We start from the raw sequence: 14,100 nt of genomic DNA, 5'->3' as shown, positions 1-14,100 counted from the left end.
TTGAGGTCGGTGGGCAGCCGCTCGCCGGTGCTGGCGCGGCTGTGCTCCAGCATGCCGCGCACGATGCTGGCCGCCCGCTGCCCGTGGTGCGTTATCTTCGTCAGGTTCTGGCGCAAATCGTCCAGCAGCTCGCTTTCCAGCGCCGGGTCGCGGACGGGGCGCTGCTGTTCCTCGGCCAGCTCGTCGAGCAGCTCCCCGCTCACATCGGCAAAGTTGGTGACGAAGTTGAGCGGGTTCTGGATTTCGTGGGCAATGCCGGCCGTCAGCTCGCCCAGGCTGGCCATCTTCTCGCTCTGAATCAGCTGGTCCTGGGTTACGCGCAGCTCCTCCAGCGTGTCGCGCAGCTCCTCGGTCTGGCGCGTGAGCGAGGCCGTGCGCTCGGCCACCATTGCTTCCAAAGCCGCGTTCTGGGCCTCGATGCGCTGCTTTTCGAGGGCGGCGGCTTCGCGCTCCAGCCGTTCCTTCTCGGCCTGCTTCTTATGGCTGCGAGCAATAAAGACGAAAAAAATCAGCCACAGTACGCTGAAGCCCTGGGCCGAGCCGAACCCGTTGCGGTAGAAGTCCAGCGTATCGGGCGACACGCTGTAGAGTAGCAGCTCGCTCAGTTTCACCACGGCCAGCGGCAGCAAGCCCAGCAGCAGCGTGCGGGCCGGCCGGTAGCTGCGCACCAGCACCAGCAGCGCCACCGTAATGCCCACCACCAGCAGCGTGTACACGTCGCCGGCCTTCGGGTGGTGGATGCCCAGCGCCATCATGCCCAGATAGAAGCCAACGGCCAGTATCCAGAACCGCGAAATTGGTTTTTCCAGCGAAGGAAGCCGCTCTTTCGCATTGATAAAGCGGCCCACCCCGCGCACCAGCGGAATGCTGAGCGCCACCAGCAACAGCACGTTCATGCCCGATTCCGACATGCCCTTTTCCACGTTCCGCCCCAGCTTGTAGGTCGAATCCTGGGTTGAATCGTTGGGAGCAAACGACACCGTGGCGTTGGCGCTGTCCTGCCGGGTCACCACGATGTCGTTGTTGTAGAACTTGCTACGGATGCGGATGGTATCGGGACGAGACTGGGCCATCGGAAACGGGTTGAAGAACGACGTCAGGGAGCGGCCGGGGCCGGGGCATCGGCCACCTGGGTGCTGAAGATTTTCGGCAGCGGCAGCGTGAGCACCAGCACGGGGTTGGCCGGAACGGGCGCGTCCGCCGCGTTGGGGCGGTTTTTTCTGGCCGGGCCTTCGAGCAGGCCGGTGGCCTCGCCCAGGCGGGCTACCAGCGACGGAAGGGGCAGATGGAGCGTCAGCACCCGTTCGCGGCGGGCGGGGGGGCTGGCGGCCGGTTTGGTCTGGGCCGAAGTGTGGGCCGAACCGGCGCCGGCCGTTTGCTGCGCCTGCGCGGTTGGACCAGCAAGCAACAGCCCGAAACATAATACCAGAAGCACGCGAACAACGGGCATAGCGGATAGCAGCGGAATGGTTGTAAAGATGCGACGATAAATGGATTTCTCTTCTCTGCCCCGTCGAGGTTGAGCAGTTGATTTTGCCGGCTGCCCAACCGGGCCGGAAACGGGCCGGCCGGCGGGGCTTGCAGCAGAACGCTGCCCCGGCAGATGCGTTTTGTCGCGGCCGGGTTGCCTTGGAGGCCGGAGTATCTATATCTTGTCCCAACCATGACCTACTCTGCTCTTTGCCGGGCCACGGCCGTTGCGGCCGTAGCCGCGGCCGGCCTGCTGCCCGCCTGCGCCCCGCGTCCCACTGCTACTACCGGCGCGGTGCCCGCTGCCGCACCCGCCGCACCGGCCAACCGGTTCGCCCTCGACAGCACCATGCGCCGCATTGCCACCCTGCAGGACGAGCGCCACACGGCCGCTTTGCTGCCCTACCTGAGCCACGCCGAAGCCCGCTACCGCCAGGCCGCCGCCGAGGCGCTAGCCTCAGTGCAGGACAAGGCCGCCACGCCCCGGCTGCTGCTGCTGCTGCAGGAAGACGAGGTGCCGCGGGTGCGCCAGCTGGCCGCCTACGCCTTGGGCCAGGCGGCCGACTCGACTGCCGAAACCGGCCTCGTGCAGCAGCTGCCCCACGAAACCGACGCCACGGCCCGCCGCTACGTGCTCGAAGCCCTGGGCCGCTGCACCAGCCGCGCCGGCCTGGCCGGCCTCACGCGGCTGCCGCCCGCCCTGGCCACCGACACGGCCGCACTGAGCGGGCAGGCCTGGGGCCTGTACCGGGCGGGGCTGCGGGGCCTCACTTCCGAAGCCGCCGTGGCCCGCCTCGTGCAGCTGCTGGCCCGCGAGAACCCCGTCAGTGCCCGGCTGGCCGCGGCCAATGCGCTGGCCCGCACCCGCGGCCTCAACCTCGCGCCCTACACCGCCGCCCTCACGGCCGCGGCCCAAAAAGATGCGCACTACGCGGTGCGCGCCGGCGCCACCCAGGCACTAGCCAAAGCCGCCGCCGACCCCGGCGTGCCCGCCACACTGGCCACGCTGGCCCGCCGCGACCCCGACTACCGGGTGCGGCTGAGCGCGTTGCGGGCCATGTCGGGCGCGATGTATGCGCCGGTGAAGGAGGCCGCCTGGGCGGCGCTGACCGACGAAAACGCCCAGGTGGCCCTCACGGCCGCCGAGTTCTTCCTGACCCACGCTGCCAACGAGCCCGGCCCGGTGCTGCTCGAAAAGGCCCAGGCCTTGCCCGAATGGCGGGTGCGGGCCACCCTGCTGGCCGCCGCCCTGCGCCAGCCCGGCGCCGGCCGCGAAGCCATCCGCCGGGCCGTTGAGGAGCGCTATGCGGCTTCCACGGATGTTTATGAGCGAGGTTACCTGCTGAGGGCCCTGGGCGAAGACCCGGCCGCTTTCGACTTTGTGCGCGCGGCGACTTTCGCCCCCGACCGCTCGCTGGTAGTGGGCACCTACGGCATGGAAGCCCTGCTGGCCCAGCGTCGGCTGGCTGACTTCCCGGCCGGCCGCCAGCCCGATTTCGCGCTGGTGCTGCGCCAGGCCGTGCTCGGCGGCGACGTGGCGCAGCTGGGCCTGGCCGCCGAAGCCATCCGCGACCCCAAGCTAAACCTGCGCCGGCTGCTGCCCAACCCCGATTTCCTGGTGGCCGCCCGCGCCAAACTGGTGCTGCCCCGCGACCTGGAGGCCTGGCAGTCGTTGCAGCAAACCATCGATTATTTGCGCGGGGTGAAACCCACGGCGGTGCCCGTAGCGCGGGCCGCCAGTCACCCTATTCCGTGGGAGGTGGTGATGGCACTGCCGGCCGCCCCGCGGGCGGTGGTGCGCACCAGCAAGGGCAACGTGGTGCTGCGCCTGCTCGTGAACGAGGCGCCCGGCTCGGTGGCCAGCTTCGTGCAGCTTATCCGGCAGGGGTTCTATAATGGCAAGAACTTCCACCGGGTGGTGCCCAACTTCGTGGCCCAGGGCGGCTGCCCCCGCGGCGACGGCTGGGGCAGCACCGACTACAACCTGCGCTCCGAATTTGCCGACCTGCACTACGGCGAAGGCGCCGTAGGCCTAGCCTCAGCCGGCAAAGACACCGAAAGCTGCCAGTGGTTTATCACCCACAGCCCCGCCCCCCACCTCGATGGCCGCTACACCATCTTCGCCCAGGTCGTCGAAGGCATGGACGTCGTCAGCCGCCTCGAAATCGGCGACCGGATTGATAAGGTAGAGCTTGCAGCAGGCTATTAGCTGTCAGCCAGTGAACAGACTTGCCCGCGAGCCATACCAGGTGAGCAAAATATCCTCCTTTCTGCCATCAACCCCCATTTCATGCTGAAAACACTGTTAATCGGAATTAGCCTGCTAGGGCTCACGGCCCCGGCCGGGGCTCAGAGCATCGACCTGAAGCGCGAGTTTCCACAACGCAAGCTGCTCGACTGGAAACCCGGCATGCGCTTCCAAATGCCTGGTAAGGTTGCTGATATCTCCTTCGGCTGCCCGCTGCTGGCTTTTAAAGGCCCCAAATTCAAGGGCACCGACCTCTACGGCAATTCGCCCGATGACAAGAAATTGACCGGCACTACCTTTACTTTCGTGGGGCTCCAGCCCTTCCAGGATAAAGGCAGAGACGACCAGAATAGTAGCAGCTACGAGAAGGTAGCTGTGGCTTTTAAGGCCGCCAACGGCCAGCAGTACGCCTACATTATCAGCAACACAATGGCTGAGGTAACGGCCGGCGACCGGCTTATCGGGGCCCCCTGCCTGGTGTACACTGACGAGGTAGAGAAGGCCCGCAAGCTGCTGGTGGGCCGCACGGCTTACGTACTTGAGGCGTACGTCAGCCAGGCTTCCACCCGTGATGATGTGCAATACCTACCTAAATTCGTACCCGTCAAGTTCACGAAGGTTGACCCGGGCACCGGCACGGCACCCGTACGCATCACATTTGAGTATGTGGGGGAGAACCCCCGTCAGGTGCAGGAGCATGACTACGTGCTTAGCGGCACCAACGGCTATATAACGGATGCCGGCAGCAGGTCGGCGCTTAACCAATTCGGGCAGTCGTTTAGCTTCACCAACCCCCGCACCCAAAACAGCCAGATTAAGGACTCGAACTGGAAGGCCATTCAGCAGGGCACGCTGGTGAAAGGTATGACTATGAAGGGAGTAGAGCAGATTATGGGCAAGCCCCGCAGCCGCTCCGAAAGCCTCGAAGAAACAGGCCGCTTCACCACCTGGTACTACTCGCGCTTCCGGGGCAAAGAGTGGAACCTGCTCTTTATCAACGATAAGCTGGAAAAATACGTGAACTACGAAAACTAGCCTGCCTAATCTCCCCCACTAAAAATCCCGCCCCGGCAACTGCCAGGGCGGGATTTCGCTTTTTCAGCTAACCGCTAACCGCTAACCGCTAACAATATTACTTATCGTCGCGGCCGTGGGCTTGGGCGGGGGGCGTGGTGGCTTCTACGGCCGAGAAGGCCTCCAGAATCTTGTAGGTGTGCGAGGCGCCCTTGGGCACCACCCAGGAGTTGCCGGGCTCCAGCGTTACCTGCTGGCCTTCGATGTGCAGCTCGGCGCGGCCCTTCAGCACGTAGCCGACGGTTTCGTAGGGGCGCGAGGCCGGGGCCTTGGGCTCGCCGGGCTGCTCGTTTTCCCACATGCGCATCGATACGTGTACGCCGGAAGCCAGATACTTTTCGCCCTCGGGGCCTTTGGGAGAATGTTGCGAATCTACTTTGGTGATGGTGGTATCAGCCATGAGTCAGGGTGGATAGGTTATGGAAAAGATGTGGTTACTTCGGCGTTAACGAAGCCCGCGGGCCCGGGGTTGCTGCCCGCACCGGCCAGGTAGCAGCCGGGCGCGGGCAGTCAAACCTTTCGCTTCGCCCCGCGGTTACTTCCCGCCCGCACCCTGCCGCAGCCCGGCTGCCAACGGTTCGGCTCCACTTTGCTATGACCTCCTACGACCCCGAATTTATCGAGCAGCTGGCCCAGGCCCACCAGGCCACGGCCGCGCCATTGCCCGCGGCCGGCTTCTGCCAGCTGGCCGACCAGCTGCTGGAGGTGCTGTTCCCGGAGCGTGCCCCGCGCCCCCTGCGCGACGCCGACGCGCTGGCCGCCACCCTGCGCCTGCTCCAGGACGATCTGGCCGACCTGCTGCGGGCCGTGGCCCCGCCCGCCGAAGCGGCCCTGCTCGCGGCGGCCTCTATGGCCGCGCTGCCGGCCCTGCGCGCCACCTTGCTCCTCGATGCCGCCGCCATCGTGGCCGCCGACCCGGCTGCCCAGGGCTTGGCCGAAGTGCTGACGACGTACCCCGGTTTCTACGCTACGGCCCTGCACCGCTTCGCCCACGGCCTGCACCAGCGCGGCGTGCCCCGGGTACCGCGCCTGCTCGGCGAGTACGCCCACCAGCGCACCGGCATCGATATTCATCCCGGCGCCCGCATCGGCCCCTCGTTCTGCATCGACCACGGCACGGGCCTGGTTATCGGCGAAACCTGCGTTATCGGGGCGCGGGTGAAGATTTTCCAGGGCGTAACGCTGGGGGCGCTGAGCGTGGGCAAGCATCTGGAGGGCATCAAGCGCCACCCCACCATCGAAGACGATGTGGTAATATATGCCGGAGCTACTATATTAGGCGGCAGCACTACCATTGGGCGCTACAGCATCATTGGCGGCAACGTGTGGCTCACCGAGAGCGTCCCCTCGCACTCGCGCGTCTACCACAAAGCCCACATCCACGTCACCCGCGCCGAAGACCCCGCCGCGGATATCATGTTTTCCATCTGAGACATGAGATAGTGAGACATGAGAAGTGAGCCACGCGTCATTCTGAGAATGACATTCATCTTACTTCTTCTGTCTCCCTTCTCATGTCTCACCATCTCATGTCTCAACAATGAAAGCCAACACCATTCTCGATACCATCGGCAACACGCCGCTGCTGCGCATCAACCGCCTGTTCGCCGACCGCCCCGATGTGGAAGTGTGGATGAAGCTGGAACGCGCCAACCCCGGCGGCAGCATCAAAGACCGCATTGCGCTGGGCATGATTGAGGAGGCCGAAAAGAACGGCGTCCTCACGCCCGACAGCGTTATAATCGAGCCGACTTCGGGCAACACCGGTGTGGGCCTGGCCATGGTGGGGGCCGTGAAAGGCTACCAGGTGACACTGGTAATGCCCGAAAGCATGAGTATTGAGCGCCGCCGCCTGATGGCTGCCTACGGGGCCAAGCTGGAGCTTACGCCCCGCGAAAAGGGGATGAAAGGCGCCATCGAGCGGGCCCACGAGCTAGTGCACGAAAACGTGAATGCCTGGATGCCCATGCAGTTCGATAATCCCGCCAACATCAAAACCCACGCCGAGCACACTGCCCGCGAAATCCTGGCCGACGCGCCCGAAGGCTTCGATTACTACATCACGGGCGTGGGCACCGGCGGCCACCTGACCGGCGTAGCCGAGGTGCTCAAGCCCAAATTCCCAAAGATGCAGGTGTTTGCCGTCGAGCCCGAGTTGTCGCCGGTTATCAGTGGCGGCGCGCCGGGCCCGCACCCCATCCAGGGGCTGGCCGCGGGCTTTATCCCCGAAAACCTGCACACCGACCTGCTCGACGGCGCCATCCTCGTCAGCCAGCAGGCCGCGGCCGACATGGCCCGCCGCGCGGCCCGCGAGGAAGGCATTTTCGTGGGCATCTCCTCGGGCGCCTCGCTGGCCGCCGTAGCCCAGAAGTTGCCCGACATGCCCCAGAACAGCCGCGTGCTCACCTTCTGCTACGACACCGGCGAGCGGTACCTGTCGGTGGAAGGCCTGTTCGACCACGGATGAGCACGGATTTTTTCGGATTGCACGGATTTTGTAGCCGCCGGCCGGACGTGACGCCCCGGCCAGCCGGCAAACCGGCAAACTAGCGCAGCCGAACAGCAAAAAGGCCACCTCAACTGAGGTGGCCTTTTTGCTGTTTACAGAATCCGCGAAATCCGTTAAAATCTGCGCTAATCCGTGGTCTGTGGAGAATATCGGAGTCGAACCGATGACCTCTTGCATGCCATGCAAGCGCTCTAGCCAGCTGAGCTAATCCCCCGGGGTAGTACGCGCTTCGCCGGCTGCGAAACGAGAGTGGAGAATATCGGAGTCGAACCGATGACCTCTTGCATGCCATGCAAGCGCTCTAGCCAGCTGAGCTAATCCCCCTCGTGGTACTGATACTTACTATACCAAGCCGCCGAATGCGTTTTGGTGAGGCAAAAGTACGGCTCCTTTTTGAATCTGCAAGCCGATACCTAAAAAAAACGGGCTGGCGATGCCGCCAGCCCGTTTTTACACAGCTAAGTTGTTCGCTTAGTTGAAGATGTAGCGAAGACCCACCTGCATGTAGTAGGTAGAGCTAGGCGACAGGTTGCTGCGGAACGTCTCGCGCACCACACCGCCGCGGTCGAGTGCCAGGCGGAAGGTAGGCTGCGTCGTGCCGTTGGCTGCGAGCGAACCTTCGTTGGTCGGTACCAGCACCGAGGTAGCGTTGGTCGTCCGCGTAATGCCCCAGTTGTTGTTGAGCAGGTTACCTACGTTGAAGATATCGAGGCTGAGCTGCAGCGTGTTGCGCTTGCCACCGAGGTCGGTGAACAGATCCTGGAGCAGCTTCACGTCGAACTGGTTGCGCCAGGGCAGCAGGGCGCCGTTGCGCTCGGCATACTGGCCTTTGTGCTTGCGCAGGTACTTGTCCTGATCAACGTACTGGAAGAACAGTTCGCTCTGCTCTTCGGGCGTGTATACGCGGGCATCAGTTCCCGAACCTACTGTCTGAGAGACAAACTTGATTTCCGACGCATCACGCGGGATGTAGATCAGGTCGGCGTTGGCACCGTCGCGGTTCAGGTCGCGCGAGTACACGTAGGAGAAGCGGCCCTGCTGGCTGCCTTCGTAGAATACCGAAAGGGTGGTAGCCAGGTGGCCGATGTACTCCTTCTTGAAGGAAAGCGAAGCAAGTACGCGGTCGGGCACTACGTAGCTGGCATAGCTCAGGGGCAGGTTGTTGGCGCCGTTAACCGTTGGCGTCTGCTGCCAGGCCGACAGGGGCTGGTCGCCACCGCCGTCGAACAGGTTGCGGGCGTCCGAGCGGGTGTAGGCAATCGAGGCGTAAACACCGCTGGCAAACTGGCGCTCCAACTTGGCCGTCACCGACCAGTAGTAGCCCTTGCTGGCGTTGTCGAGCACGATGGTATTGAACGCGCCGCCGCCGGTTGCACCGGTAGCTACGGGCTTGCCATCCTTATCGATTGGATTCAGGAAGCGCTGGTTCGTAGCCGAAGGATAAATCAGGCGGTTGTCGGGGTAGTTGGCTACGTTCAGGTTGACGGGGTCAACCAGATTGACGTTGCGGAACACGGCCGTATTGATGTCCTTGTTATAGATACCCTCCAACGAACCTACCAGGCCACCGGGCAGCTGTACATCCATGGCCAGGCTGGTTTTCCAGGTCTGGGGGAAACGGAAGTCTTCAGCTACGGCCGAGATTACGCTCGGAATAACCGTACCAGCCTCTGGAACGGTTTCGGGGCGGTAGAAGCCGGGGTTCTCGTTGAAGCCGCGGTAGCCGCCGGGCAGCTGGCTGGTGTAGGTGTAATTGCCGGGGGTGCCGGTACGGCCGTACAGGTTGTCGCCCGAGAAGGTGCGCGTTACCTGCAGCAAACCGGCGTCGCCGGCCTGGCTTACGATCCATACGTAAGGAACGCGGCCCGTGAAGATGCCGGTACCACCGCGCAGCTGCACCGTCCGGTCGCCCTGCACATCCCAGTTAAAGCCGATGCGCGGCGAGAGCAGGATGCTGGACTTGGGCAGGTTAGATACGTCCACCGTTTCGCCACCAGCGAATTTCAATGGCTGGATGAGCGGGTGAGAAGCCAGCTTCTCGGGGTAGGTTACGTAGTCAGCCCGCAGACCGGCCAGTACGCGGAAGTTCTCGGCAAACGAGTACTCATCCTGCGCGTAAACCGAGTACTGCCCGAATTTGAAGCTCGGGAAAGCCTGCTCGAAGTTTGGCGCGAGCGAGTAGGTGTAGGCGAAGTCAGTTGGCCGCGCGGCGTACAGCTGCTCGGGCGTCGAGTTGGGGTCGCTGGCTACCTTGAAATCTTCGAACGAATTGAAGCGGTAGTAGCTGGCGGCAAAGCGCTGGAAGCCGTTTTTGGTGATGCTGTAGTCGCCCTGGAAGCCCAGCGTAATGTTGTGGCGGCCACGCAGCCACGAGAAGTCGTCGCGCACCGAGTAAATTTCCACGTCGCGCAGGTTGCCCAGCGTGAAGGGCTCATAGCCAAACGAGGTGAAAGGCGTCGGGTCGCTGTTGGGGCCGTCGGACTTCAGAATGTCCACGAACGGGAAAATCTTGCTGTCGGAGCTGCGCGGGTCGTTCTGCTTGGTGTAGGTCGCGCGCAGCGTGTTGGTCATGTTCGAACCAATGGTCGAGTTCAGCTCGGCCGCGGCCGAGTAGAAGTTCGACTCCTGGAAGTAGCCCGCGTTGCGGAAGGGCAGCGCGTTCAGGCCGGTACGACCGGCGCTGGAGGGGAAGTTGGTGAGCGGGCTCGACGAGCCGCTGGGGAACAACGGCGTTTTGCCTTCCGTCTGGCTGTAGCGGACGTTGAAACGGTTACGAGCGTTGATGTTCCAGTCGATGCGAGCCAGGTACTTGCTGCGAGGGCTGGTGAAATCGTAGCCCTGGTAGCCACCCGTCGAGTAACCGAAGCGCGTGCTCAGGTAGTCGCTGATGCCATCGAGCTCGGCGCCGGTAGGTCGCACGATGTTGGTCGAGCCCTGGCCGTAGGGGTTGGCGTCGGTGGAAACACGGCGGGTCTGGCCCGGCGTGCGCTCCTCCTCAATCTCGGCGTTAGCAAAGAAGAAAAGCTTGTCCTTGATGATCGGACCACCCAGCCGGAAGCCGTACTGGTAGAAGCGCGAATCCTGCAGGTCGAACTTCTCGCCATCGACGTTATTGCCGATGAAGCTCTGGTTGCGGTAGTAGCTGTAGGCCGAACCGCTGAAGTCGTTGGTGCCCGAGCGGGTTACGGCGTTGATGGCCGCACCCACGAAACCGGCCTGGCGCACATCGTAAGGCGTTACGCTCACCACCAGCTGGTCGATAGCGTCGAGCGAGAGGGGCGAACCACCAGCCGGCAGGTTGCCGCCGATACCAAAGTTGTTGTTGAAGTCGGAGCCGTCAACCGTGAAGTTGTTCTGGCGGTTGTTGCCACCCCCGATAGCGCTGCCGTTGGCCTGAGGCGTGAGGCGGGTGAAATCGTTGAGGCTCCGCTGGATGGAAGGCAGGCGCTCGATCTGCTCGCGGGCTACGGCCGTTACCGAACCCTGCTGGTCGGAGTTGATCAGCGAGTTACGCTTACCGCTTACTACTACTTCGCCCAGCGTCTGCGTGGTTTCGCTCAGGTTTACGTCGAGGCGGAAGCTCTGACCCAGCGTCAGGAACAGGTTTTCGCGCGTTACGTCCTGGTAGCCCACAAACGTAATCCGCACCGTATAAGGACCGCCTACCCGCATGCCCTGGATGTTGAAGCGGCCATCGGAGTTGGTGGGCGCTACATACTGGGTGTTGGTGGGCGTGTGCACGGCAATTACCGTGGCGCCAGGCAGTCCCTCTCCGGTTTTGTCGGTAACGATACCGCTCATAGCCGAAGTAGAAACCTGTGCCCAGCTCATGTGCGCCGACACGAGGGCCATCGGAACCAGCGCTATTGAAGCGTAAAGGTGGCGTCTCATAGAAGAGGGAAATGGATGAAAAAGGTGCTTTTGAAAAAACTACTGCAAAGCTACAACCCACCGTCTAGGCCTGCGTTAAGACGGTGTTATGATTGCCGGTTCAAGAGGTGCCGGCGGCTTAATGGCCGCAAAGGTAACTGGTTGATTTCAAAACCTTGGTCTTACTGCCTTAATAAATCGACTCAAATAATAATCCGTCTCCAGCGCGTTCTCGATAACGCCCAGCGAGCTGGAAGCATGGATAAACTGCACGCTCTCAGGCGTGGCCACCGTGACCAGCCCCACGTGGGTAATGGTGTTGCTGCCCGGCGAAGCTCCGAAAAATACCAAATCGCCCGGCTGCAGCTCCTGCGGCTTCACGGGGGCGCCCCACACCGCCTGCTCGTTGCTGGAGCGCGGGATGCTGAGGTTGATGGCCGCAAACGACTCGTAGAGCAGGCCTGAGCAGTCCATGCCCAGGCGGGTGGTGCCGCCGTACTTGTAGGGCACGCCCTGGTAGGAGCGGGCCGTCTGGATTACCTCGGCAATAGGGGCCGACACGTTGGCCGCAATGGGCGCGGCGCCGGGCCGGCGGGCCACCATTTTGGTGCGGCCGGCGGCCGTTTTGGTTTTGGTCTTTACTGTGGTGGCCGGGGCCCGGCCACGGCCGCGCGCCCGTTCGGCCGCCTTGATGCGGGCCATGTCGCGGGCCGAGTGGTAGCGGCCGTTGCGGTAGTTTACCTTGCCCGCGTTGCAGCCCGGCAGCGCGCTCAGGGCCAGCAGTAGCAAAACCGGAAGGGCCCATTGCCGCCACCAGGCCGAATAACTTACCTTCGTACTGTAATTCTGCATCGACGCAAAGATACGCAGCCGCTTCACTTTCCCTTGCTCGCCCATGAACTTCCAGGTGCTGACTCCGGCCTTAGTGGCTCATTTAGAAGAAATTGTCGGGGCCGCCTTTGTGCTCACGGCCCAGCGCACCGAAGCCGCCGAGTACGCCGGCTACGGCCGCGACCACACCGAGGACCTGCACTACGCGCCCGAGGTGGTGGTAAAGCCCGCTAACGCCGGGCAGGTAAGCCAAATTGTGCGCCTCTGCCACGAAAACCATATTCCGGTAACGGCCCGCGGCGCCGGCACGGGCCTGAGCGGCGGCGCGCTGCCGCTGCACCAAGGCCTGGTGCTGAGCACCGAGCGGCTCAATAAAATCATCGAAATTGATGAGCGCAACCTGCAGGCCACCGTCGAGCCGGGCGTTATCAACGAGGTGTTCCAGCGGGCGGTGCAGGAAGTGGGGCTGTTCTACCCGCCCGACCCGGCCAGCAAAGGCAGCTGCTTTCTGGGCGGCAACCTGGCCCACAGCAGCGGCGGGCCCAAGGCCGTGAAGTACGGCACCACCAAAGATTACGTGCTCAACCTGCAGGTGGTACTGCCCACCGGCGAGCTTATCTGGACGGCCGCCAACACGCTCAAAAACTCGACCGGCTACAACCTCACCCAGCTGATGGTGGGCTCGGAAGGCACGCTGGGCATCATCACCAAGGTCGTGTTCCGGCTGCTGCCCTTCCCGAAGCACAACGTGCTGATGCTGGTGCCCTTCCGCCAGGAGGCGCAGGCGGCCGAAGCGGTAGCGGCCGTATTCCGGGCGGGTATTATTCCGTCGGGCATGGAGTTCATGGAGCGCGAGGCCATTGCCTGGTCCAGCGACTACCTGCAGATTCCGCTCACGCTACCCAACGATATTACGGCCCACCTGCTCATCGAACTCGATGGCCAGGACCTCGACCAGCTCTACAAGGAAGCCGAACAGGTGTACGAAGTGCTGGGCAACTACGACGTGGGCGAGATTCTGCTGGCCGACAACGCCACCCAGAAAGACGAGTTGTGGCGCATCCGCCGCAACATTGGCAACGCCGTGCGCTACAACTCGGTGTATAAGGAGGAAGACACCGTGGTGCCCCGCGCCGAGCTGCCCACGCTGCTCAAAGGCGTCAAGGAAATCGGCCGGCACTACGGTTTCAAAAGCGTCTGCTACGGCCACGCCGGCGACGGTAACCTACACGTCAACATCATCCGCGGCGACCTGAGCGACGACATGTGGAATGTGGGCCTGCGCCAGCCCATCACCGAAATATTCGAGCTCTGCGTGAAACTCGGCGGCACCATCTCGGGCGAGCACGGCATTGGGCTGGTGCAGAAAGGCTACATCGGTATCGCCCTGCCCGAAGCCAACCTGCACCTGATGCGCGGCATCAAGCAGGTATTCGACCCCCACGGCATCATGAACCCCGGAAAAATCTGGACCACGGATTAGCGCGGATTTTTTCGGATTTCACGGACTTTGTGGACGGCTCCTGGCAACGGGGACCGTTTTTCTATTCTGGATATCTGCTAATACTTATGCCTGTGTGATCTGGTGCGGTGGATTGTGAAGCTGTTTAGGAAGTAGAAGATGGGGCAATTTTGCGCAGCAACAATACGGTGAAGGCCAACCAGTGCATGGCCAGCCAGTTTTGCAAGCTGGTTTCGTAGCGCACGAGCAGGGTCTTGAAGCCGTCAAGCCAGGCGTTGAGGCGCTCAATGACCAGGCGTCGGCGGTAGAGTTCGGGGTCGAGCGGCGTGTCATCGTCGGTCTGCCAGTCGGCCGAGCGCCGCTTGCGCGGGATGTTGGCCTCGATACCGCGGCCCGCGCAGGCCTGCCGTAAACTGTTGACATCAAAAGCTTTGTCGGCGTTTAGAAATAAGCCATCCAAGCGTAGGTTGGCCGCTTCGAGCAGCGCACAGAGTTCGGCGAACACGCGCTCCAAGTCAAACGTGTCATGCTGATTGCCCGCCTGGGGCGTGGCCACGGCCAGGGGCATGCCCTGGTTATCGGCCAGGAAAAGGGCATTGGTCGTGCGGGCTGCTTTGCGGCCCTGGTAGCCGATGG

11 protein-coding genes and 2 tRNA genes are annotated in these 14,100 nt (G+C 62.9%); 5 read left to right on the top strand and 8 right to left on the bottom strand.

What is annotated here, in order from left to right; all coding sequences use genetic code 11:
* Both H145_RS24595 and H145_RS24695 read right to left on the bottom strand, forming a co-directional pair.
* On the bottom strand, positions 1–1,073 hold a 1,073-nt coding region (locus tag H145_RS24595), incomplete at its 3' end, for a sensor histidine kinase (protein ID WP_019947538.1).
* Between the two features lie 23 nt (positions 1,074–1,096).
* A complete protein-coding gene (locus H145_RS24695; protein WP_157541348.1) occupies positions 1,097–1,450 on the bottom strand; it encodes a hypothetical protein in 354 nt (117 codons plus the stop codon).
* 213 nt (positions 1,451–1,663) lie between these two features.
* On the opposite strand from H145_RS24695, the gene H145_RS23670 reads away from it, so the two are divergent.
* Together H145_RS23670 and H145_RS0107545 are read left to right on the top strand one after the other, a co-directional pair.
* Positions 1,664–3,679 (top strand): peptidylprolyl isomerase, encoded by a 2,016-nt coding sequence (locus H145_RS23670; protein WP_019947536.1) that lies wholly within the window; start codon positions 1,664–1,666, stop codon positions 3,677–3,679.
* An 81-nt stretch (positions 3,680–3,760) separates the two neighbouring features.
* Positions 3,761–4,753, top strand: a complete 993-nt coding sequence (locus H145_RS0107545; protein ID WP_019947535.1) for a hypothetical protein — start codon at positions 3,761–3,763, stop codon at positions 4,751–4,753.
* A 97-nt stretch (positions 4,754–4,850) separates the two neighbouring features.
* Here H145_RS0107545 and H145_RS0107540 read toward each other — a convergent pair whose 3' ends face one another.
* A complete protein-coding gene (locus H145_RS0107540; protein ID WP_019947534.1) occupies positions 4,851–5,192 on the bottom strand; it encodes a cupin domain-containing protein in 342 nt (113 codons plus the stop codon).
* A gap of 194 nt (positions 5,193–5,386) precedes the next feature.
* Between H145_RS0107540 and H145_RS0107535 the strand changes: the two genes are divergently transcribed.
* Complete coding sequence (locus tag H145_RS0107535; protein WP_019947533.1) at positions 5,387–6,223, top strand: serine O-acetyltransferase; 837 nt, start codon at positions 5,387–5,389, stop codon at positions 6,221–6,223.
* 109 nt (positions 6,224–6,332) lie between these two features.
* Positions 6,333–7,259 (top strand): cysteine synthase A, encoded by a 927-nt coding sequence (gene cysK, locus H145_RS0107530; protein ID WP_019947532.1) that lies wholly within the window; start codon positions 6,333–6,335, stop codon positions 7,257–7,259.
* A gap of 182 nt (positions 7,260–7,441) precedes the next feature.
* Here cysK and H145_RS0107525 read toward each other — a convergent pair.
* The 4 genes from H145_RS0107525 to H145_RS22650 all read right to left on the bottom strand — a co-directional run bounded on the left by H145_RS0107525 (position 7,442) and on the right by H145_RS22650 (position 12,023).
* Positions 7,442–7,515, bottom strand: a tRNA-Ala gene (locus H145_RS0107525).
* Between the two features lie 36 nt (positions 7,516–7,551).
* Positions 7,552–7,625: transfer RNA gene (locus tag H145_RS0107520), tRNA-Ala, on the bottom strand.
* A gap of 147 nt (positions 7,626–7,772) precedes the next feature.
* Positions 7,773–11,192 carry a TonB-dependent receptor gene (locus tag H145_RS0107515; RefSeq protein WP_026351336.1) on the bottom strand — a complete coding sequence of 1,140 codons (3,420 nt, stop codon included), beginning with the start codon at positions 11,190–11,192 and terminating at the stop codon, positions 7,773–7,775.
* 147 nt (positions 11,193–11,339) lie between these two features.
* Positions 11,340–12,023 (bottom strand): C40 family peptidase, encoded by a 684-nt coding sequence (locus H145_RS22650; protein ID WP_240471669.1) that lies wholly within the window; start codon positions 12,021–12,023, stop codon positions 11,340–11,342.
* A 43-nt stretch (positions 12,024–12,066) separates the two neighbouring features.
* Between H145_RS22650 and H145_RS0107505 the strand changes: the two genes are divergently transcribed.
* Positions 12,067–13,485, top strand: coding sequence for an FAD-binding oxidoreductase (locus H145_RS0107505; protein ID WP_019947529.1), 1,419 nt, complete (start codon positions 12,067–12,069; stop codon positions 13,483–13,485).
* A 124-nt stretch (positions 13,486–13,609) separates the two neighbouring features.
* Here the strand turns inward: H145_RS0107505 and H145_RS0107500 are convergent.
* The coding region (locus tag H145_RS0107500) for a transposase (RefSeq protein ID WP_019947528.1) at positions 13,610–14,100 on the bottom strand (491 nt) is incomplete at its 5' end.

This window comes from Hymenobacter aerophilus DSM 13606, assembly GCF_000382225.1.
In the GTDB taxonomy this organism is placed as follows: Bacteria; Bacteroidota; Bacteroidia; order Cytophagales; family Hymenobacteraceae; genus Hymenobacter; species Hymenobacter aerophilus.
This window is presented reverse-complemented; position numbering and strand designations above follow the sequence as displayed.

What these genes read in the sequence shown, in the direction of transcription:
- H145_RS24695 (WP_157541348.1), bottom strand. Translation starts at nt 1,450, where the DNA reads ATGCCCGTTGTTCGCGTGCTTCTGGTATTATGTTTCGGGCTGTTGCTT.
- H145_RS23670 (WP_019947536.1), top strand. Translation starts at nt 1,664, where the DNA reads ATGACCTACTCTGCTCTTTGCCGGGCCACGGCCGTTGCGGCCGTAGCC.
- H145_RS0107545 (WP_019947535.1), top strand. Translation starts at nt 3,761, where the DNA reads ATGCTGAAAACACTGTTAATCGGAATTAGCCTGCTAGGGCTCACGGCC.
- H145_RS0107540 (WP_019947534.1), bottom strand. Translation starts at nt 5,192, where the DNA reads ATGGCTGATACCACCATCACCAAAGTAGATTCGCAACATTCTCCCAAA.
- H145_RS0107535 (WP_019947533.1), top strand. Translation starts at nt 5,387, where the DNA reads ATGACCTCCTACGACCCCGAATTTATCGAGCAGCTGGCCCAGGCCCAC.
- cysK (WP_019947532.1), top strand. Translation starts at nt 6,333, where the DNA reads ATGAAAGCCAACACCATTCTCGATACCATCGGCAACACGCCGCTGCTG.
- H145_RS0107515 (WP_026351336.1), bottom strand. Translation starts at nt 11,192, where the DNA reads ATGAGACGCCACCTTTACGCTTCAATAGCGCTGGTTCCGATGGCCCTC.
- H145_RS22650 (WP_240471669.1), bottom strand. Translation starts at nt 12,023, where the DNA reads ATGCAGAATTACAGTACGAAGGTAAGTTATTCGGCCTGGTGGCGGCAA.
- H145_RS0107505 (WP_019947529.1), top strand. Translation starts at nt 12,067, where the DNA reads ATGAACTTCCAGGTGCTGACTCCGGCCTTAGTGGCTCATTTAGAAGAA.